The organism is Phreatobacter sp. (assembly GCF_022843985.1).
Taxonomy (GTDB): domain Bacteria; phylum Pseudomonadota; class Alphaproteobacteria; order Rhizobiales; family Phreatobacteraceae; genus Phreatobacter.
Genome location: NZ_JALHMP010000004.1, coordinates 170,460 through 190,587, shown reverse-complemented (window position 1 = coordinate 190,587; position 20,128 = coordinate 170,460). Strand labels below are relative to the sequence as shown.

21 protein-coding genes are annotated in these 20,128 nt (G+C 68.8%); 14 read left to right on the top strand and 7 right to left on the bottom strand.

The window, feature by feature from the left end:
- Positions 1–32 precede the first annotated feature (32 nt).
- Positions 33–662 carry a TetR/AcrR family transcriptional regulator gene (locus Q0C57_RS04410; protein WP_296572592.1) on the bottom strand — a complete coding sequence of 210 codons (630 nt, stop codon included), beginning with the start codon at positions 660–662 and terminating at the stop codon, positions 33–35.
- A 242-nt stretch (positions 663–904) separates the two neighbouring features.
- On the opposite strand from Q0C57_RS04410, the gene Q0C57_RS04405 reads away from it, so the two are divergent.
- The 8 genes from Q0C57_RS04405 (at position 905) to Q0C57_RS04370 (ending at position 8,671) form a co-directional block, all read left to right on the top strand.
- Entirely contained in the window at positions 905–2,095 is a 1,191-nt protein-coding gene (locus Q0C57_RS04405) for an acyl-CoA dehydrogenase family protein (protein ID WP_296572590.1), read from the top strand.
- Positions 2,096–2,102: 7 nt separating this feature from the next.
- Positions 2,103–3,239 (top strand): acyl-CoA dehydrogenase family protein, encoded by a 1,137-nt coding sequence (locus Q0C57_RS04400; protein ID WP_296572586.1) that lies wholly within the window; start codon positions 2,103–2,105, stop codon positions 3,237–3,239.
- 23 nt (positions 3,240–3,262) lie between these two features.
- Positions 3,263–3,724 (top strand): MaoC family dehydratase, encoded by a 462-nt coding sequence (locus Q0C57_RS04395; protein ID WP_296572584.1) that lies wholly within the window; start codon positions 3,263–3,265, stop codon positions 3,722–3,724.
- A 10-nt stretch (positions 3,725–3,734) separates the two neighbouring features.
- Positions 3,735–4,664: an SDR family NAD(P)-dependent oxidoreductase gene (locus Q0C57_RS04390; protein WP_296572581.1), complete on the top strand. Its 930-nt coding sequence runs from the start codon at positions 3,735–3,737 to the stop codon at positions 4,662–4,664.
- A gap of 36 nt (positions 4,665–4,700) precedes the next feature.
- The gene (locus tag Q0C57_RS04385; RefSeq protein WP_296572578.1) at positions 4,701–5,891 is read left to right on the top strand and encodes an acetyl-CoA C-acyltransferase; all 1,191 of its coding nucleotides are present in this window, start codon (positions 4,701–4,703) and stop codon (positions 5,889–5,891) included.
- Positions 5,892–6,053: 162 nt separating this feature from the next.
- Positions 6,054–7,073 carry a phosphotransferase gene (locus tag Q0C57_RS04380; RefSeq protein ID WP_296572695.1) on the top strand — a complete coding sequence of 340 codons (1,020 nt, stop codon included), beginning with the start codon at positions 6,054–6,056 and terminating at the stop codon, positions 7,071–7,073.
- The gene (locus Q0C57_RS04375; protein WP_296572576.1) at positions 7,073–7,852 is read left to right on the top strand and encodes an SDR family NAD(P)-dependent oxidoreductase; all 780 of its coding nucleotides are present in this window, start codon (positions 7,073–7,075) and stop codon (positions 7,850–7,852) included. Before Q0C57_RS04380 ends, Q0C57_RS04375 begins: the two co-directional genes overlap by 1 nt.
- Positions 7,853–7,924: 72 nt before the next feature.
- Positions 7,925–8,671, top strand: a complete 747-nt coding sequence (locus Q0C57_RS04370) for a sulfite exporter TauE/SafE family protein (protein WP_296572574.1) — start codon at positions 7,925–7,927, stop codon at positions 8,669–8,671.
- A 6-nt stretch (positions 8,672–8,677) separates the two neighbouring features.
- Here the strand turns inward: Q0C57_RS04370 and apaG are convergent, their stop codons facing one another.
- A complete protein-coding gene (gene apaG, locus Q0C57_RS04365; protein ID WP_296572573.1) occupies positions 8,678–9,070 on the bottom strand; it encodes a Co2+/Mg2+ efflux protein ApaG in 393 nt (130 codons plus the stop codon).
- A 62-nt stretch (positions 9,071–9,132) separates the two neighbouring features.
- Positions 9,133–9,480: a DUF952 domain-containing protein gene (locus tag Q0C57_RS04360; RefSeq protein ID WP_296572571.1), complete on the bottom strand. Its 348-nt coding sequence runs from the start codon at positions 9,478–9,480 to the stop codon at positions 9,133–9,135.
- A gap of 141 nt (positions 9,481–9,621) precedes the next feature.
- Here Q0C57_RS04360 and Q0C57_RS04355 point away from each other — a divergent pair, with 141 nt between their 5' ends.
- On the top strand, positions 9,622–10,248 hold the full coding sequence (locus Q0C57_RS04355) for a helix-turn-helix transcriptional regulator (RefSeq protein ID WP_296572569.1): 627 nt from the start codon (positions 9,622–9,624) through the stop codon (positions 10,246–10,248).
- A gap of 358 nt (positions 10,249–10,606) precedes the next feature.
- Here Q0C57_RS04355 and Q0C57_RS04350 read toward each other — a convergent pair whose 3' ends face one another.
- Positions 10,607–12,259: a lysine--tRNA ligase gene (locus tag Q0C57_RS04350; RefSeq protein ID WP_296572566.1), complete on the bottom strand. Its 1,653-nt coding sequence runs from the start codon at positions 12,257–12,259 to the stop codon at positions 10,607–10,609.
- Positions 12,260–12,377: 118 nt separating this feature from the next.
- Here Q0C57_RS04350 and Q0C57_RS04345 point away from each other — a divergent pair, with 118 nt between their 5' ends.
- Positions 12,378–12,956 (top strand): methylated-DNA--[protein]-cysteine S-methyltransferase, encoded by a 579-nt coding sequence (locus Q0C57_RS04345; RefSeq protein WP_296572565.1) that lies wholly within the window; start codon positions 12,378–12,380, stop codon positions 12,954–12,956.
- Between the two features lie 2 nt (positions 12,957–12,958).
- On the opposite strand, the gene Q0C57_RS04340 is transcribed toward Q0C57_RS04345, so the two are convergent.
- Positions 12,959–13,606 (bottom strand): DJ-1/PfpI family protein, encoded by a 648-nt coding sequence (locus Q0C57_RS04340; protein WP_296572562.1) that lies wholly within the window; start codon positions 13,604–13,606, stop codon positions 12,959–12,961.
- A gap of 150 nt (positions 13,607–13,756) precedes the next feature.
- Between Q0C57_RS04340 and Q0C57_RS04335 the strand changes: the two genes are divergently transcribed.
- Complete coding sequence (locus Q0C57_RS04335) at positions 13,757–14,845, top strand: TRAP transporter substrate-binding protein (RefSeq protein ID WP_296572560.1); 1,089 nt, start codon at positions 13,757–13,759, stop codon at positions 14,843–14,845.
- Between the two features lie 31 nt (positions 14,846–14,876).
- Complete coding sequence (locus Q0C57_RS04330; RefSeq protein ID WP_296572558.1) at positions 14,877–15,536, top strand: MSMEG_1061 family FMN-dependent PPOX-type flavoprotein; 660 nt, start codon at positions 14,877–14,879, stop codon at positions 15,534–15,536.
- Between the two features lie 6 nt (positions 15,537–15,542).
- Here Q0C57_RS04330 and Q0C57_RS04325 read toward each other — a convergent pair whose 3' ends face one another.
- A complete protein-coding gene (locus tag Q0C57_RS04325) occupies positions 15,543–16,379 on the bottom strand; it encodes a transporter substrate-binding domain-containing protein (RefSeq protein ID WP_296572555.1) in 837 nt (278 codons plus the stop codon).
- A 251-nt stretch (positions 16,380–16,630) separates the two neighbouring features.
- Between Q0C57_RS04325 and Q0C57_RS04320 the strand changes: the two genes are divergently transcribed.
- Together Q0C57_RS04320 and Q0C57_RS04315 are read left to right on the top strand one after the other, a co-directional pair.
- Positions 16,631–18,613 (top strand): glycosyltransferase, encoded by a 1,983-nt coding sequence (locus Q0C57_RS04320; RefSeq protein WP_296572553.1) that lies wholly within the window; start codon positions 16,631–16,633, stop codon positions 18,611–18,613.
- A 106-nt stretch (positions 18,614–18,719) separates the two neighbouring features.
- A complete protein-coding gene (locus Q0C57_RS04315; protein ID WP_296572548.1) occupies positions 18,720–19,154 on the top strand; it encodes a PaaI family thioesterase in 435 nt (144 codons plus the stop codon).
- A gap of 3 nt (positions 19,155–19,157) precedes the next feature.
- Here Q0C57_RS04315 and Q0C57_RS04310 read toward each other — a convergent pair whose 3' ends face one another.
- Positions 19,158–20,126, bottom strand: coding sequence for an Hsp33 family molecular chaperone (locus tag Q0C57_RS04310; protein WP_296572546.1), 969 nt, complete (start codon positions 20,124–20,126; stop codon positions 19,158–19,160).
- Positions 20,127–20,128 lie beyond the last annotated feature (2 nt).

Below are 20,128 nucleotides of genomic sequence, written 5' to 3'. Positions count from 1 at the left end.
AGGGTGGGGCCTGGAACACCGCAGCCGCCGCTTTACGCGAGATAGCCGCCGAGCACCTGGGCGACGATCTCCTCCGCCAGTTTCTCGCGGTGGGTGCGGGTCTCGCCGGGACGGGGCGAATACCAGACCGCCACCCAGTTGATGGCGCCGAGCAGGGTACGCATGGCGAGAGAGGGGTCGAGCGCCTTCATCGAGCCGTCGGCGGCGCCGGCGGCGAAGATGCGGCGAAAGGCGTCCTCATAGCCGCGCCGCAGGTCCATCAGCTCCTCCAGCGTCGCCTTGTGCTCGGCGGTGGGTTCGCCGAAGCGGTAGAGGTCGACGCCCAGCGTCAGGTTCCGCTGGAAGGCCTGGGTCTCCATCATGCAGAGGATGTGGGCCCTGGCCATGCGGCGCAGCCGGTCGGCGGCATGGCCGGGGCCGGTCTCGTGCACCCCCGCCTCGCGGATCAGGATGAAGATCGCCCGTCGGAAGACCTCGAAGAAGAGCTCAGGCTTGGAACGGAAGTGATGGTAGACGCGCCCCTTGGTGGCCCCGAGCGCGTCGGCAACGTCGTCCATGGAGGTCGCCTCATAGCCGCGCCGCATGAAACATTCGGCGGCGGCGGCGAGCACCTCCTCGCGCCGGTCCGGTGAGACCAGATCATTGGCAGCCGTGGCCTGCATGTCTGCCGGCATCCTCCCCGTCAGGCGCCTTTCCAGCGTCCTGCTTCTGTCCCCTGGCGTGTTAGCGCCTCTCGCCCTCTGCCGGAAGGGGGACATCCGGCATGACGACCGGGCGGCCCAAGGGCTCGACAAGGCGGCGGCAGGCGAACATACTCGGCAGTATGTCCTCGCGCGAGCGGGGCCGTCAATGAAGGAACGAAGGGCGGCCGGCTCACGGGCGAGGTCGCCGCGGGAGGATGCTGATGGACAGCCTCGACGCTTTCCGGCGCGAGACACGCGCCTGGCTCGACGCCAACTGCCCCGTCGAGATGCGGACGCCCGTCACCGGCGACGATGACATCTGCTGGGGTGGCCGCCGCTGGGTCTTCACCTCGGAGGCCCAGAAGGTCTGGCTCGAGCGCATGGCGGCGCGCGGCTGGACCGTGCCGGGCTGGCCCAGGGACTATGGCGGCGGCGGTCTCTCCCACGAGGAGGTGACGATCCTCAAGGAGGAGATGCGGGCCATCGGCGCGCGCTCGCCGCTGGAGAGCTTCGGCATCTGGATGCTCGGCCCGGCGCTGCTCGCATTCGGCTCCGAGGCGCAGAAGAAAGAACACCTGCCGAGGATCGCCCGCGGCGAGATCCGCTGGTGCCAGGGCTATTCCGAGCCCAATGCCGGCTCCGACCTCGCCTCGCTGCAGACGCGCGCCGACGATGCCGGCGACCATTTCGTCGTCTCGGGGTCGAAGATCTGGACGAGCTATGCCGACAAGGCGGACATGATCTTCTGTCTGGTACGCACGGATTTCGCCGCGCCCAAGCATCTCGGCATTTCCTTCATCCTCTTCGACATGACGGCGCCGGGCGTGTCGACCAAGCCGATCCTGCTGATCTCCGGCAAGTCACCCTTCTGCGAGACCTTCTTCGACGGCGTGAAGGTGCCGAAGGCGAACCTCGTGGGCACGCTGAACCGCGGCTGGGACATCGCCAAATACCTGCTCACCCACGAGCGGGAGATGATCGGCAGCGGGGGCGGCGGCCTGCTCGGCGGGCGCTCGCCGGGACAGGTCGCGGCCGCGGAGATCGGCACCGACGGGCAGGGCCGCCTCGCCGACCCGTTCCTGCGCGCCGACGTGGCGCGGGCCGAGGTCGATGCCCTCGCCTTCGCCGCCACCATGACCCGCTACAAGGACGAGGCCGCCGCGGTCGGCCAGGGCGTCGGCGACAAGTCCTCGGTGTTGAAATATTACGGCACCGAGCTCAACAAGCGCCGCTACGAACTCCTGATGCGGGCCGCCGGCCATGAGGGGCTCGAATGGGAGGGCGCCCGCAGCGATGGCGGGGCGCGGCCGCGCGGCTGGCTGCGCACCAAGGCCAATTCGATCGAGGGCGGCACGTCGGAGGTGATGCTCGACATCGTTGCCAAGCGCCTCCTGCAACTGCCGTCCGCCTGAGGCCGCCATGCTGGTGCTGAACGACGATCAGGTGATGCTGCAGGACGCCGCGCGCGGCTTCGTCACCGACAAGGCCCCGGTGGCGGCTCTGCGCCGGATCCGCGACGAGGCGATCGCGGAGGGCTTCGACCGTGATCTCTGGAGCGCCATGGCCGCCATGGGCTGGACCGGCATCCTCGTGCCCGAGGACCAGGGGGGCCTCGGCTTCGGCTTCGTCGGGGCGGGAATCCTCTGCGAGGAGATGGGCCGCACGCTCACCGCCTCGCCCTTCCTGTCCACGGCCATGATGGCTGCCACCGCCCTGTCGCGGGCGGGATCCCCGGCGCAGAAGGAGCGCTGGCTCCCCGCCATCGTCGCCGGTGAGGCGGTGATCGCCACGGCGGTCGACGAGGGCCGCCGGCACGATCCCGCCGGCACGGCCATGCGCGCGGAGCGCCACGGCAACGGCTTCCGCCTTACCGGCACCAAGACCTATGTGGTGGACGGCCAGGTGGCCGATGCCGTGCTGGTGGCAGCGCGCACGGCCGGTTCGGCCGGCGAGCATGGCGGCATCAGCCTGTTCCTGGTCGATGCCAGGGCGAGGGGGCTCACGGCCGAGCGGCTCGCGACCCTCGATTCCCGCGGCGCGGCCGAACTCACCTTCGACGGCGTCGCGGTGACGGCCGACGACGTGGTCGGCGCGGTCGATGACGGCCACGGCCTGCTCGAGGTGGTGCTCGGCGCCGGGCGCGCGGGCCTGGCCGCAGAGCTCGCCGGCAATGCCCAGGAGAGCTTCACGCGCACCATGGCCTATCTCAAGGAGCGCAAGCAGTTCGGCCGCACCATCGGCGCCTTTCAGGCGCTGCAGCACCGCGCGGCGCATCTGTTCTGCGAGGTCGAGATCGCCAGGTCGGCGGTCCTTGCCGCCCTGCAGACGCTCGACGCCGATCCGCAAGCAGCCAGCCTTGCCGTCTCCGTCGCCAAGGCCAAGGCGTCATCGGTGGCGCGGCTCGCGGCCCAGGAGGCGGTGCAGATGCATGGCGGCATCGGCATGACGGATGCCATCGACATCGGCCTCTTCATGAAGCGGATGCAGGTGGCCTCCACCCTTTATGGCGATGCCGATTTCCACGCCGACCGCGTCGCCCTGGCGCGCGGCTTCTGAACAGACGATCCGACGAGGACAGCATGGCAGAGCAGGTGACGATCGAGGGACTGAAGGGCCGCATCGGCCAGGAGGTCGGCCTGTCGCAATGGTTCGACGTGCCGCAGGCGGCGATCGACGCCTTCGCCGATCTCACCCACGACCACCAGTTCATCCATATCGACGTGGAGAAGGCGAAGGCGACGCCCTTCGGCGGCACCATCGCCCACGGCTTCCTCACCGTCTCGCTGCTCTCGGCCATGGCCTATGATGCCCTGCCGGAGATCGCCGGCCGCACCATGGGCGTGAACTACGGCTTCGACCGGCTGCGCATGATGAGCCCGGTCAAGGCCGGCGCGCGCATTCGCGGCCGCTTCGTGCTCAAGGCCCTCGAATCCAAGTCGCCGCAGCAGCACCAGCTCACCCATGCCGTGACCGTCGAGATCGAGGGCGCCGAGAAGCCGGCCCTCGCCGCCGACTGGGTCACGCTCGCCTTCACGAACTGAGGACTTCCGCATGACCATTCGCTTCGACGGACGCGTCGCCATCGTCACCGGCGCCGGCAACGGCCTCGGACGCTCCCATGCCCTGGGGCTCGCCGCCCGCGGCGCCAAGGTGGTGATCGTCGATTTCGGCGGCGCCCGCGACGGCACCGGCGGCTCCTCGGAGGCGGCCGAGAAGGTCGTCGCCGAGATCAAGGCAGCGGGCGGCGAAGCCATGGCCCATGGCGCCAATGTCGCCGATTTCGCCCAGGTGCAGGACATGGTTCAGAAGACCATGGCGGCCTGGGGCCGCGTCGACATCCTCGTCAACAATGCCGGCATCCTGCGCGACAAGACCTTCACTAAGATCGATCTCGCCGATTTCGAGGCGGTGGTGGACGTGCATCTCATGGGCACGGTCAACTGCACCAAGGCGGTGTGGGACATCATGCGGGCGCAGAACTATGGCCGCATCGTCTTCACCTCCTCCTCCTCGGGGCTCTACGGCAATTTCGGCCAGGCGAATTACGGCGCGGCGAAAGCGGCGATGGTCGGCTTGATGAATGTCCTGCACCAGGAGGGTGCGAAGAACGACATCCGCGTCAACACCCTCGCCCCGACAGCGGCCACCCGCATGACGGAGGAGCTGATGACGCCGGAGACGTTGGCCCTGCTGACGCCGGAATCGATCACGCCGGGCGTGCTCTTCCTCGTCAGCGAGAAGGGGCCGTCGCGGACGATCCTCTGTGCCGGAGCCGGCGCCTTCGCCCGCACCATCATCTACGAGACCGACGGCATCTGGCTGGACGAGGCCGAGCGCACGCCGGAGACGGTCGCCGCCCGTTTCGAGGACATCTCCAATGCGGCGGGACAGAAGGCGCTGCAGGGCGCGTTCGAGCAGACCGCCAAATTCGCCATGAAGGCCGCCGCGGGCAAGGGCATCGCCCTGCCGCCGCGCGGCTGAGCCATTGCCGTTCAGGACCTTTTCAGGAGAGACCCCATGCGTGAAGCCGTTATCGTATCCACTGCCCGGACGGGCCTGGCGAAGTCCTGGAAGGGCGCGCTCAACAACACCCACGGCGCCGCCATGGGCGGCCATGCGGTGAAACATGCCATCGAGCGGGCCGGCATCGATCCGGGCGAAGTGGAGGACGTGATCGTCGGCTGCGCCACGCCGGAAGGCGCGACCGGCGGCAATATCGCCCGCCAGATCGCGCTTTCGGCCGGCTGCCCGATCACCACCTCGGGCATGACGATCAACCGCTTCTGCTCCTCGGGCCTGCAGACCATCGCCACGGCGGCGCAGAACATCATCGCCGGCGAGGCCGACATTTATGTCGCCGGCGGTGTCGAATCGATCTCGCTGGTGCAGAATCAGGCCAACAAGTCGAGCTTCCAGGACCCGGGGCTGAAGGCGAAGAAGCCGGAGATCTACTGGTCCATGCTGCAGACGGCCGAGACGGTGGCCAAGCGCTACGGCATCTCGCGCGAGCGGCAGGACCAGTACGGCGTCGAGAGCCAGTTGCGCGCCGCCGCCGCCCGCCAGGGCCGCAAGTTCGACCAGGAGATCGTTCCCTTCACGACGAAGATGCTGAAGGCCGAGATGAACGACAAGAAGGAGGTCGTGCGCACCTGGGAGGAGGAGGTGACCCTCACCGAGGACGAGGGCATCCGCGCCGACACGACCTATGAGGGCGTCGCCAAGATCCGCCCGGCGCTCGAGGGTGGCGTCATCTCCGCCGGCAATGCCAGCCAGTTCTCCGACGGCGCCTCCATGGCGGTGGTGATGGAGGCGAAGCTCGCCGAGAAGCGCGGCCTCACCCCGCTCGGCATCTTCAAGGGCTTCGCGGTCGCGGGCTGCGAGCCGGACGAGATGGGCATCGGCCCGGTCTTCGCCGTGCCGAAGCTGCTCAAGCGCGCCGGCATGACTGTCGACGACATCGACCTGTGGGAACTCAACGAGGCCTTCGCCGTGCAGGTGCTCTATTGCCGCGACACGCTCGGCATCCCGCATGACCGGCTCAACGTCAATGGCGGCGCCATCGCGGTGGGCCATCCCTATGGCGTGTCGGGCGCCCGCCTGACCGGCCATGCGCTGATCGAGGGCAAGCGCCGCGGCGCCAAGCATGTGGTCGTCACCATGTGCATCGGCGGCGGCATGGGCGCCGCCGGCCTGTTCGAGGTCGTCTGACCGGTCGGCCCGCCGTCGTCCGTCCGTCGGAGAGGACGGGCGGTCCGGCGGCGTGGCAGACTTCCCGTGCCGCAGCGGATGCGGCACGGCGGCGACCGCGTCCCGGCGCCGATCAGCATTGCAAGGAGTTCGGCCTTGGCCACGCCAGCGGCGACGTCTGCCATGATCATCGACGAGGCGGCGCTCGGCGCCTATCTTGCCGCGCACTGGCCGGGATTCTCCGGGCCTGTCACGGCCGAGAAATTCGCCGGCGGCCAGTCCAACCCGACCTTCATGCTGACCCATGGCGGCGGGCGTGCCGTGCTGCGCAAGAAGCCGCCGGGCCAGCTGCTGAAATCCGCCCATGCGGTGGACCGCGAATATCGCGTGATGAAGGCGCTGGGCGGCACGCCGGTGCCGGTGCCGCGGATGCATGTGCTGTGCGAGGACGAGAGCGTCATCGGCACCGCCTTCTACGTCATGGAATTCGTCGACGGGCGGATCATCTGGGACCCGGCCATTCCCGAGGTGTCGCGGGACGAGCGCAGCGCCATCTACGATGCCATGAACGCGGCGCTGGCGGCGCTGCACAGCGTCGATCCGGCTGCCGTCGGCCTCGCCGATTTCGGCCGTCCGGGCAATTATTTCGCCCGGCAGCTGTCGCGCTGGACCGAGCAGTACCGCGCCTCGGAGACCGAGCACCTGCCGGCCATCGACCAGGTCATCACCTGGCTCGAGCAGAACCTGCCGGCCGATGACGGGCGCGCCGCGCTCGTCCATGGCGACTACCGCATCGACAACATGATCTTCGCCAAGGATGGCCCCGCGCTCCTCGCCATTCTCGACTGGGAGCTCTCCACCATCGGCCATCCCTTCGCCGACATCGCCTATCAGTGCATGCACTGGCGCCTGCCGCATGCCGGCTCGTTCCGGGGCCTCGCCGGTATCGATCGCGCTGCCGTCGGCATCCCCACCGAGGCCGACTATGTGGCGCGCTACTGCGCGCGCACCGGCATCGACGGCATTCCGCGCTGGGACTTCTACCTCGCCTTCTCGCTGTTCCGCATGGCGGCGATCCTGCAGGGCGTGCTGAAGCGGGCGCTCTCCGGCAACGCCTCGAACCCCGAACGGGCGATGCAGGTGAAGGACAATATCCCGATCCTGGCGCGCATGGCCGTCGACGTGATCGAGAAGGGGCCGTGATGACCGCGATGCGCCGCTACGAGGGCAAGGTCGTCCTCATCACGGGGGCAGCGAGCGGCTTCGGTCGGTGCGCCGCCGAACGCTTCGCTGCGGAGGGCGCCCATCTCGTCCTCGGCGACATCCAGGAGGCGGGCCTCGCCGAGACGGCGCGGCTCGTGGAGGCGGCGGGCGGCAGGGTTGTGAGGCGGTCGACCGATGTCGGCAACGGGGAGGCCGTCGCCGCTCTCGTGGCGGCGGGGACCGACGCCTTTGGCCGGCTCGACGTGGCGCTCAACAATGCCGGTGTCGCCCATGCCACGATGAAGCTCGTCGATACCGACGAGGCGGTGATGCGCCGCATGTTCGACGTCAATGTCATGGGCGTCTTCCACGGGATGAAGGCGCAGATTCCGGTGATGGAGCGGCAGGGCGGCGGCGTCATCCTCAACACCGCCTCGGTCGCCGGCGTCACCGGGGCGCCGCTGCTGGCCGCCTATGCCGCGGCCAAACATGCGGTGATCGGCCTGACCAAGACGGCCGCCGCGGAGACCGCCCGCAAGGCCATCCGCGTCAACGCGATATGCCCGGCCTTCGCCGACACGCCGATGCTGACGGAATCGCTCGCCCAGCCCGGGCGAAGCCAGGAGGAGATGGTCTCCCGCCTGGTCCAGACCATGCCCATGCGGCGTGCGGGCACGGCCGACGAGATCGTCCAGGCCATGCTATGGATCTGCTCGGCGGAGAACTCCTTCATGACCGGCCATGCGCTGGTGGTCGACGGCGGTCTGACGGCCCTGTGAGTTGCTCCCCCCGGGGCCTGTCTGTCATGCATGCTGCATCGCGATCGTCGCGCCGTTGGAGGTTGCCTCCGGATGACGCTGGAATTCGCCCTTCTGGTCGCTGTGGGCTTCTTCGCCCAGCTGGTCGACGGTGCCCTCGGCATGGCCTTCGGCCTGATCGCCACGACGGCCATGCTGTCGCTCGGCCTTCCACCTGCCCAGGCGAGCGCCGCGACCCATACGGCCGAGGTCTTCACCACCGGTATATCCGGTCTGTCGCACCTCTATTTCCGCAATATCGACCCGCGGCTGTTCGTCACCCTGAGCCTGGCGGGGGTCGTCGGCGGCGTGCTCGGCGCCTATTTCCTGTCGAATATCGATGGCGAAGCGATCCGGCCCTTCATCGCGGCCTATCTTCTCGTTCTCGGCCTTTTCATCCTGGGGAAGGCGTTTCGCCGCAGTCCGACAACGGAAGATGCCAGGACCACCCATGCCGCGCCGCTCGGCCTCGTTGGCGGCTTTCTCGACGCTGCTGGCGGCGGCGGGTGGGGGCCGATGGTGACCTCGACGCTGATCGGCTCCGGCCATGCGCCGCGCCGGGTGATAGGCTCGGTCAATGCGGCCGAGTTCTTTGTCACCGTCGCCGTATCGACCACCTTCTTCATCGAACTGGGGGCGAGCCACCTGTCCCATATCGCCGCCCTGATCATCGGCGGGGTGCTGGCGGCGCCCTTCGGCGGCTATGTCGTGCGCCATCTGCGCCCGCATGTCCTGATGGGAATCGTCGGGCTTCTGGTGTCCAGCCTCGCCCTTATCCAGCTCATCCGCGCTCTGGCCTGAACCGCGTCAGTTGACCGTGCGGTTGGCGAAGGGGCTGTCGAGCGAGAAGGCGGGGATCTCGGCCTGGAAGCTTTCGTTGCGCTCGGAGATCATCAGGTAATGGCCGACCATGATGCCGGTCGGCGTCGTCAGCGGGCAGCCGGACATATATTCGAAGGCGGCGCCCGGCTCGATCACCGGCTGCTCGCCGACGACGCCGGCGCCGCGCACCTCCTGGGTGCGGCCGTTCTCGTCGGTGATTCGCCAGTAGCGAGCGCGCAGCTGCACGCGTTCGCCGGTCAGGTTGAGCACCTCGACGTGATAGGTCCAGAAGAACTGGCCCTCATCCGGCTCCGAGCGCTCCGGCCTGAATTCCGGCGTCACCGTGACCTGGATGCCCCGCGTCAGCGCGCGATACATCGCTTCTCTCCCTCGGCTCGCCGGACAGGCTCGCCAACCCGGCCCGGCCTGTCAACCGGCGGTCAATCCTCCAGTGCGGGGAACAGATGGGTGCCGTCCGCGCCCAGCGGGAGGGGTTTCACCCAGCGCACCGCGCTCATCGGCAGGTCGGCATAGAGATGGGGAAAGAGGGCACCGCCGCGCGAGGGCTCCCAGGCCAGCGCCGCGCCGAGGGCGGCGGCATCGACGGCCACGAGCACCAGGTCGGCGGCGCCGACGAAATGTTTGGCGGCGGTCTCGCGCGCCTGGTCGGCGGTGGAGAAATGGATGAAGCCGTCGGCGTGGTCGACGGGGGCGCCGGTAAAGATTCCGGCGCTTTCGGCCTGCTGCCACGCGGCGCGGGGCGAGATCTTGTAGATGGTCGGGGTCATGGCCGTTCCTGTCGTGACGATACCGGCAGCCTAGCCGCGATTGACAGGATCGCAAAAGGCCAATAATCCTACGAACGGACGACGTTCCTTCCAATCACAGGCGCGGAGCCGGCTGATCGCCGGGGTCCGCGGGGATTTGCCATGTTCTCCCATGCCGATATCTGGGCCGCCATCGATCGTCTCGCCGAGACCAACGGCCTCTCCGCCTCGGGCCTCGCCAAGCGCGCCGGCCTCGACGCCACCACGTTCAACAAGTCGAAGCGCGTGATGCTGGACGGCCGTGAGCGCTGGCCCTCCACCGAATCCGTCGCCAAGGCGCTCAACGCCACCGGGACCAGCTTCGGCGAATTCGTCTCGCTCGTCGGAGGGACCAGGATGAGCACCAGGCCGCTGCCCATACTCGGCTTCGCCCAGGCCGGCGCGGGCGGCTATTTCGACGCGGGCGGCCTTCCCGCCGGCAATGGCTGGGACGAGGTCTCCTTCCCCGACATCCCGGACGAGGCGATCTATGCGCTGGAGATCCAGGGTGATTCCATGCTGCCCGTCTATCGCGACGGCGACCGCATCGTCGTCTCGCCGACCGCGCCCATCCGCAGGGGCGACCGGGTGGTGGTGCAGACCGCCGAGGGTGAGATCATGGCCAAGGAGTTGAAGCGCCAGACCAACCGGACGGTCGAACTGACCTCGCTCAACCAGGATCACAGCGACCGCAGTTTCACCGTTTCGGAGATCGCCTGGATGGCGCGGATCATGTGGGTGAGCCAGTAGGTGGCGGCCGGCGCAGCGTTCCGCCACGCCAACAGGTTCATGGCCCCACCCTCACCCTCCCTTCTGGCGAGGGGAGGCGGGACTTCAAGGTCGCGCTCTTGACCGCCTCGGCTGGGCCTGGCCCAGCCGTTCCAGCGGGAACGTGTCGTCGTGGTCTGCCATCCCTCGCCAGCGGGGAGGGTGCGGGTGGGGCATACTTTGGCCCATGCCCCAGCCGTCATGCCCGGCCTTGAGCCGGGCATCCACGAATTCTCGAAGGGCGGGACGGTGTTCAAGTCGTGGATGCCCGGGACAAGCCCGGGCATGACGGAGAGGGCGGTGTCGAGTCCGACCGGCAGGGCGGTGGGCCCTCTTGGCCTCACCCCTTCACGAACTCGCCCGCCAACGCCTTCCTGATCAGCGCGCGAGTCTCTTCGAGGCCGTAGAGCACGGCGAAGGAGCCGAAGCGCGGGCCCTTCTCCTGTCCCAGCAGCACCTTGTAGATGGCCGAGAACCATTCCGCCGAGACGCCCGGCTTTTCCGGCGTCGCGCCCTTGGCCTTGAGGTCCTGGTAGCGCGGGATGGCGCGGCCGACATCGTAGACGGCGCCCTGCACATCCTCGGCGCTGGCGTCCCTCGGCAGGGCCATAATGGCAGCAGAGAGCGCCTCCAGCGCCTCGCGCTCCACGTCGTCGGCCGGCTTGTAGACCTTGGTCGGCTTTACGAAGTCGTGGAAATAGCTGACCGCATAGCCGGCGAGTTCGTCCAGCTTCGGGTTCCTCTCCGGCGAGGCGCCCGGCGCATAGCGGCGGATGAAGCCCCAGAGCACGTCCTTGGCCGGGGCATTCGAGACCGAGACGAGGTTCATCAGCATGGAGAAGGAGATCGGCACGTCGACACGCGGCGGCGTGCCGGAATGGATGTGCCAGGCCGCGTTCATCAGCCTGTTCTTCTCGTCCTGGGCGGGAAACTTCTCGACGAAGGTCAGGTAGTCGTCGACGTTGCGAGGGATGACGTCGAAATAGAGCCGCTTGGCGCTCTTCGGGCTCTGGTACATGAACAGCGACAGGCTCTCCGGCGAGGCATAGGCCAGCCAGTCCTCGATGGTCAGGCCATTGCCCTTGGACTTGGAGATCTTGCTGCCGGTCTCGTCGAGGAACAGCTCATAGTTGAAGCCCTCGGGCGGCGTGCCGCCGAGCGCCCGGCAGATCTTCCCCGACTGGGTCACGGAATCGATCAGGTCCTTGCCGGCCATCTCATAGTCGACGCCGAGCGCCGTCCAGCGCATGGCCCAGTCGGGCTTCCACTGCATCTTGGCATGGCCGCCGGTGACCGGCGTCTCGTAGCGCTGGCCCGAGGCCGGGTCGCGCCAGACGATGGTGCCCTTCGCCACGTTGCGCGCCTCGACCGGCACCTGCATGACCACGCCCGATTCCGGGTGGATCGGCAGGAAGGGCGAATAGGTGGCGCGGCGCTCCTCGCCCAGCGTCGGCAGCATGATCGCCTGGATGGCGTCGAAGCGCTCGAGGGCCGTCATCAGCGTCGCGTCGAAGGCGCCGGACCGGTACATGGCGGTCGAGGAGACGAATTCGTAGTCGAAGCCGAACTGGTCGAGGAAGCCGCGCAGCCGGGCGTTGTTGTGGGCGCCGAAACTGTCGTGCGTGCCGAAGGGATCGGGCACCGAGGTCAGCGCCCGGCCGAGATGCTGGGTGAGCAACTCCTTGTTCGGCACATTGTCCGGCACCTTGCGCAACCCGTCGAGATCGTCGGAAAAGGCGATCAGCCGCGTCGGGATCCTGTCCTCGGTGAGCAGACGGAAGGCGTTGCGGACCATGGTGGTGCGGGCGACCTCGCCGAAGGTGCCGATATGCGGCAGACCCGAGGGACCGTAGCCGGTCTCGAAGATGACCGGGCCGGCCTTCGGCGTCTTCTCCAGCCGCGCCACGAGTTTCTTCGCTTCCTCGAACGGCCAGGCGGTGGAGACGCGGGCGGCCTCCAGGAGGGCGGGCGTGATCGACAGGGCGGGAAGCATGGCGGGATCCGGGCGGAAACGAACGAAAGCGGTGGGTTGCAATAGGGCGGGGGGGCGGCAAGGTCAATGAATGGCCTGCTGCCGCGACGGTGGCCAGCCGCTCTGCTAGGTTCGCGCCATGATCGGCCTCACTGTCTTCGACACCGCGATCGGCAGCGTTGGCCTCGCCTGGGGCGAGCGGGGCATCGTCGGCGTGCGCCTGCCGGCGGCGACGGTCGCGGCGACGCGGGCGAGCCTTCTCGCCCGGCATCCCGACGCATGTGAGGCTGCGCCGCCGCCCGCTATCCGGGATGTCGTCGACCGGATCGTCGCGCTCGCTCGCGGCGAGCGGGTCGACCTGTCCGGCGCGCCGCTCGATCGCGCCGGTCTCGCCGATTTCCAGGCCCGCGTCACCGACGTGACGCTCGCCATTCCCGCGGGCGAGACCTTGACCTATGGCGAGGTCGCCCGCCGCATCGGCGAACCGGGCGCGGCGCAGGCGGTGGGACGGGCGCTCGGCGCCAATCCCTGGCCGATCGTCGTGCCCTGCCACCGGGTGCTGGCGGCGAGCGGCAAGACCGGCGGGTTCTCGGCGCCCGGCGGGGTTGACACCAAGCTGACGCTGCTCTCCATCGAGCGGGCGCGCACCGGCGCGGCGCCGACCCTGTTCGACGGGGATCCGGCCTTCGGCCTCGCCGCCCGGCCGCGCCGCATCTGACCTCAGCCGATATGGTGGCCAAGCGCCGCGCGGTTGGCCGCGAAGGCGCGATCGTATTCGATCACCGCCGCGACCTCATCCCGCGCGGCCTCGCCGTAGAGGCGACCGATGAGAAAGAGCGTCGCGTCAATGGCGAGCGACACGCCGCCGCCAGTGACCACGCCGCGGTCCTCGACGATGGCGGCGTCGACGGGGCGGGCGCCGGAGGCCATGGTGCCGATCAGGGCGAGCGGCGCCTGCGCCTCCGTCCCCACGGCATGGCGCCGGGTGGTGATCGTCCGGCCATCGAGGACACCTGCGGCGGCAAGGATCAGCGCACCGGTGCAGACCGAAGCCAGGCGCTCGGGGGCGAGGGTGCGCAGGAAGGCGAGCATGGCCTCGTCCTTGATCTGCTCGCGCCATCCCGGACCGCCGGTGACAACAAAGACATCGCAGGGCGGGGCGGTGGCGAAGCTCTCGTTGGCGATGATGGTGAGACCGCCGGCAAGGACGACCGGGCCGGCGCTTTCCGCGATGGTCACCGCGGTGATGGCCGGCAGGATGCGGCTCGCCATCGACACGACTCCGATCGTGCCGCCGATGTCGATGGGCTCAACCCCGCCATAGACCACGACGCCGATCGTCGCTGCTGCCTGCCTGTCACGGGTCATGTCCTGTCCTTTCCCACCGGGGTTGCGAGCCATGCAACGGCCGGGCCGCCTTGGCCGTCTGACGCAGGGCTCCATGGCATGGGGGTTGCGAGCCTGACCCTGGGGACAAACGCGAGGGCCGCGGTGGACCCGCACCCGGGAGATTGCCGCATGAAACGCCGAGACATGTTGAAGTCCACGGGCGCCGCCCTTCTGGCCGGTTACGCCGTTGCGGCGCCGGCCATTGCCCAGCCGATGCCGACGATCCGCTGGCGCGCAACGTCGAGTTTTCCCAAGAGTCTCGACATCACCTATGGCGCGGCGGAGCAGTTCTGCCGCAACGTGAGCGACCTCACCGACGGCAGATTTACCATCCAGCAGTTTGCGGCGGGCGAGATCGTGCCCGGTCTGCAGGCACTCGATGCCGTCTCCAACGGCACGGTCGAGGCGGCCTATACCGGTATGCTGTTCTATGTCGGCAAGGACCCGACCTTTGCGCTCACCGCCTCGGTGCCGTTCCTGATGAACCCGCGCCAGCAGCACGCCTGGTATTATCACGGCGGCGGGCTCGCCATGACCAACGCGTTCTTCATGAAGCACAATGTCCATGCGCTGCCCTGCGGCAATACGGGCATGCAATGGGGCGGCTGGTTCCGCAAGGAGATCAAGACGGTCGCCGATCTGTCGGGCCTCAAGATGCGCATTGCCGGCCTCGCCGGTACAATCGCCGCCCGCGTCGGTGTGGTGCCGCAGCAGATCGCTCCCGGCGACATCTATCCCGCGCTGGAGCGCGGCACGATCGATGCGGTGGAATATATCGGCCCCTATGACGACGAGAAGCTCGGCTTCAACAAGGTGGCGCAGCGCTATTATGCCCCCGGCTGGCAGGAGGGCGGCACGGTGTTCCACGGCGTGTTCAATCTTGCCAAGTGGAACGCGTTGCCGCCGCTCTACAAGAAGGCGGTGGAGGTGGCGGCCCAGGCGGCGACCACCGACATGCTCGCCCATTACGACCAGAAGAACCCGGAGGCGCTGATCCGCCTCGTCAGCCAGGGTGTTCAGGTCTCCCTGTTTCCGCAGGAGGTGCTGGAGCGGCTCTATGCCGAGGCCGAGGCCTATTACAAGGAGGTCACCGCGGCCAATCCGGAATTCGCCAAGATCTTCAATCATCAGCGGGAATTTCAGCGGAAGGGCAACATCTATCACCAGGTCGCTGATTTCCAGTACGATCTGATGATGCTCAGGTTGCGGCGCGGCTGATGCATCCCCGTCCACCGATGGAGATAGGCCCATGACGATCCACACCCTGCCGGAGGCGGATGCCGCCTTCGATCCTGCCGCGGTGAGCTATGTCGACTCCATCGCGGAGGTGCGGGCGCGACATCCCGAACCGCTATCGCGGGCCACTGACAAGGTCATCACCCGGCTCGACCGGCACTGCCGGGCGATCATCGCCAGGTCGACCTTCGTCATCGTCGGCACTCACGGATCGAGGGGCGCCGACGTGTCGCCGCGCGGCGATCCCGCCGGCTTCGTGCGTGTCCTCGACGACCGGCATCTGCTGCTGCCCGACCGGATCGGCAACAACCGCTTCGACTCGCTGGAGAATATCTTCGAGACGGGGCTCGTCGGCATGCTCTTCGTCGTGCCGGGCATGGCCGAGGTGCTGCGCGTCAACGGTCGCGGCCGGATCACCGACGACGCGGCGCTCTTGGCTGAGTCGTCCGTCCAGGGCCGGCCGCCCAAGATCGGCGTGCTCGTGACGGTGGTCGAGGCCTATCTGCACTGCGCCAAGGCGGTGAACCGCGCTGCGCTGTGGGATCCCGCCCGCTATATTGATCGCAACGATCTGCCCAGCTATGGCGCCATGCTGGTCGACCATTGCGAGGGGCTGACCCAGGAGGAGAGTGATCGCCAGGGTGCCGAAATGGCCCGGCGCGGCATGTACTGAGCCGTCTCAGTAGATGCCGGCGGGAAAAGCCTTGAGATAGAGCTCGGCATAGGTGCCCTTTTCCCAGAGTCGCTGCAGCGCGTGATTGACGGCGCGCCGCAGCGGCTCGTTGCCGCGGCGCATGACGATGGCAAGGCCCTCGCCGAAATAGCGGCTCTCGGTGAAGGCGCCGCCGAGGAATCGGCAACAGCCAGCTGAGGCCTCGCCGCTGAGCCAGAAGCCGCTGGCGACCCCATCCGCGAAGAGGAGGTCGACATCCCGTTCGAGCAGTGCGCGCCGTGCCGTCTCGATATCGGGATAGACGCGCCGCGCGGAGAGGGGAAAGTACTGGGTGATGTAGGCCTCGTGCGCCGTGCCCTGGACCGTGGCGATGGAGCGTCCGGTGAGCGCCTCCGGGGTCGCCTCGGTCAGCCGCGTGTCGTGACGCAGCAGGAAACGGGCGGGGGTTTCGAGGTAGCGGTCCGACACTTCGAAGCGGCGACGGATATCCGGCGTGATGGCCAGGGAGGCGATGATCGCGTCACCGGCATTGCGGTCGAGGCTCTCGGTGAGCAGGTCGAAGCGGCGCACCTGGATCGTGCAGGGAACGCCGAGCTCCTCGCAGATGGCACGTGCGATGTCGATGTTGAACCCGGCCGGTCGGCCGTCGGGACCGGCGAAATTGTAGGGCGGGAAGTCGTCCTCGGTCAGGAAGCGGATCTGCGGCACGCGGGTGAGGTCGACGCGTTCGCTGCGCCGGCGCGGGTCCCAGTAGCTGGGGATCGTGACCTGGGCCGTCGCCGCTTCGCCGGGGGCGCCGCGGATCCCGTCTGCCATGGCGCGTGGCGCGGCCAGGAGAGCCATCATTGCAACCATGACTAAAAGTTTCGCCGGCACGCACGCCATCCGGGTTCGTCCGACTGATGCCGGCTCCAGCGTTTCTTATACCTTGACGTCGGGGCGTCCGGGAGGGGTCGGGCGCAGGGATCGGGCGGCCGGCCATGCGGCTTGACCAATTTCGAAAGCGGTTCGCCGAAAGGTCGGCCGCGCGCCCGGTGGCGCCGCCTCTGGCCGGCGCGCGTCGCCTCCCCATCGCAGGCCCCCGACCGCGCCTCATGGACGAACTGGTCGATCCGCTGCACCGGGTGCGGGTCGCCTATTTCGCGGGCCTTTGGAACGTCTCGCCCCTGGAGGTGGCCGTTGCGCTGGGCCTCACCACGCCGGAGGCTATCGCTGCCGCCCTCGCCGCCATGCTGGGTGGCACGGTCGCGGCGCTGGATGGCGCGCTTCCCACCGTCGCCGCCGATCCGCAATCCTGGCGCCAGGTGCTTGCCCGGCGGGCGGTGGGGGTGTCGCGCCCTGTCGGAGGTCGGGCCCTGCTGATCGCTCCCGGCCCGGCCGAGGCCGAGAGGCTCGCCGCGGGCCGCGGCCATGCCGCCGTCAACGGACTGCCTCTTCTCGTCGCCACGCCACAGGCCTTTGCCCGTCTCGTGCGTGCCTGGGCTGAAGCCACGTGGGCTGGCGAGGTCGTCTCGACTCTCGCCGCGGAAGAACCGGACCTGTCGGCCTCGGACCGGGTACTGATGCGCCGCACGGCGATGGCGGTCGCGGCGATGCTCGCAGGGCTGTTCGTGACGCTCGCGCTCGGACCTGCCTGGCTGGCGTTGTCCGCCGGCGGCCTGGTCGGGTTGCTCGTCGCGGCCTGGGTTCTGCTGCGGGTCTGGGCGGCGATCATCCCGCCGCGGGCCCTGCCGCGTGCGCCCCTCGGCGATGCCGCCCTGCCGCGCTACACGATCCTCTGTGCGCTCTATCGCGAGGAAGCGGTCGTCGGAGGCCTTCTCGCCTCCCTCGCCCGGATCGACTACCCGCGCGCCAAGCTGGACATCAAGCTGGTGCTTGAGGCCGACGATCCGAAGACCCTCGCCGCCATCCGCCGTGCCGCGCCCGATGCGGCGGTGGAGGTGGTCGTCGTTCCGGCGCTCGGTCCACGCACCAAGCCAAAGGCGCTGATGATGGCGCTGCCCTTTGCTACGGGCGACCTCGTCGTGGTCTATGACGCCGAGGACAGGCCGGGCAGGGGGCAATTGCGCGAAGCCGCGGAAACCTTTGCCGCCGCCGATTGCCGGCTCGGCTGCCTGCAGGCCCCCCTCGCCATCGTCAATCCCCGCGACAGCCTTCTGGCGCGGTTCTTCGCGGCGGAATATGACGCGCTGTTCCATGTCCTGCTGCCGGCGCTGGTGCGCTTCAACCTGCCGATACCGCTGGGCGGCACGTCAAACCATTTCCGCCGGGCGGCGCTCGACCAGAGCCTGGGATGGGACCCCTACAACGTCACCGAGGATGCCGATCTCGGCTTCCGGCTCGCGCGCAACGGCTGGCGGATCGGTACGCTCGCGACACCGACCCTTGAGGAGGCGCCGGTCACCTTCGGCGCCTGGCTTCGCCAGCGCAGCCGCTGGTTCAAGGGCTGGATGCAGACCCTCGCGATCCTCGCCCGTGATCCCCGACGCCTGATCCGCGAGATCGGTCCTGTCGGCCTCCTCGTCCTCGCCGCGACGCTCGCCGGTGCGGTCGGCTCGGCGTTGGTCCATCTGACCTGTCTGGCAGCCTTCCTGGTGGCATGGCTGCTCCACGGCCCGCCGCCCTGGGCCGGCGCCGGCGCCGCGGTGTTCCTCCTGGGTTATGTTGGCAGCATCACCTACAAGTCCGTCGGGCTGGTGCGCGCCGGGCGGCCCCGTCTCCAGCCCTGGCTCGTGCTGCTTCCGGTCGTCTGGGTCGCCATGGGCCTCGCTGCGCTGAAGGCTGTCGCCGACCTGTGGCACCGGCCCTTTCACTGGGAGAAGACCCCGCATGGTGCGGGATGCTGGCCGACCGGTCCAGCGGACGCGTCTGCCCCGGCCACCCCGCCCGAGGCGCTGGAGCGCATCGTTGCCCTGTCCGAGGCCGCGATGGCGAGCGGCCGGCACAGCCCGCGTGATGTCGCAGCCGCCCTGCGCCGCCAATGCCAGCGCTGGCAGAGCGAGGGCACGGCGCCTGTCCTGCTCGCAGTGGTGGAGGCCTATGGTCGGGAGGTCCAGAACCGCGACCCGCCCGGTTGAGATCGGCCGATCGAGGGACACCTTGGCGCCCGGCCAAGGCTTGTCACGGCAAGGCCTTGGCGCGACAAGGGCCCCGTCGCGTGGACCTTCAACCGGGAGATGATGGATGAGCGCAGGAGACCCGCCGGTCACGGTCCGGCCGTCCGATCGTCACAGCGCCTTCCATCGCCTCATCGGCTGGGAGGTGGTGGAATGGACCGACGGGCGCGCCGTGATGACCTGTCCCGTGCGGGAGGAGTTCATGAATCGCGGCGGCGGCCTGCATGGCGGGCTGGTGGCGACGCTGATGGATTCGGCCGGCGGTTACGCCGCCCTCGGCGGCCCGCCGAAAGATCCGGATGCGGTGGATGGCCGGGGGGTCACCCTGTCGCTGACGGTCAACTATCTGGGAACCGCGCGCGACGGCGTCCTCACCGTGACCGCCACCCGCACCGGCGGCGGGCGGAGCGTCGCCTTCGTCGCCATCCGGGTCGAAGACGACAAGGGGACCATCATTGCCGATGGGGTCGGCACTTTCCGGCGGTTCTCGGGCGAACGCTGAGCGCTATTCGACCGGATCGAACTCCGCCGGCGCATAGCGGTAGCTGGTCGAGCAGTATTCGCAGGTGACGCTGATGGCGCCGTCCTCGACCATGTCACGCCGCTCCTCGGGCGTGAAGCTGCCGACGATGCCGGAGATGCGCTCGCGGGAGCAGGTGCAATGTTCCTTCACATCCTGCGCCTCGAAGACCCGGACGCCCCGTTCGTGGAACAGGCGGAACAGCAGCCGCTCAGGCGAGAGGGTGCGGTCGACCAGTTCGTCGTCCCCGATCGTGTCGGTCAGCGCCCGCGCCTCGGCCCAGGCCTCGTGCGGCTCGGGCAGCATGGTGCCATCCGGCGCGTCGCCCGGGGCGAGGTCGCGGTGGCCCTCGCCGCCGGCCGGCGGCAGGTGCTGGACCATGAGGCCGCCCGCCCGCCAGGTGTGCCTCATGCCGTCCTCGCCGGGAACATATTCTTCCGCCGCGGCGAGACGCACCCGGGTCTCGATCTGTTCCGACTGGCGGAAATACTGATCGGCGGCGCGTTCGAGGCCCTGCCCGTCGAGAGAGACGATGCCCTGGTAGCGCTGCATGTCGCCGCCCTGGTCGATCGTCATCACCAGCTGGCCTGAACCGAGCAGCGCCGCCGGCTCGGCCTGGCCGGCCGCGATCGCCGCGTCGACGGCCTCGGCATCGAAACGGGCGAGGGCGCGAACGCGGTCCGGCGTCGCGACATCGACGACGACCATGCGGACCGGACCGTCGGACTGGGTCTGAAGGATCAGGCGCCCGTCGAACTTCAGGCCGGAGCCGAGCAGAAGGGTCAGCGCGGTCGCCTCGGCCAGGACGCGGGCGACGGGCGCGGGGTAGCCGTGACGGTCGATCATGGCCGAGACCGAGCGGCCCAGGCGGATGACGCGGCCGCGGAGATCGATCTCGTCGACCTGGAAAGGCACAACGATATCGTCTGCGCCGCCGGTAATATCAGGGATCATGG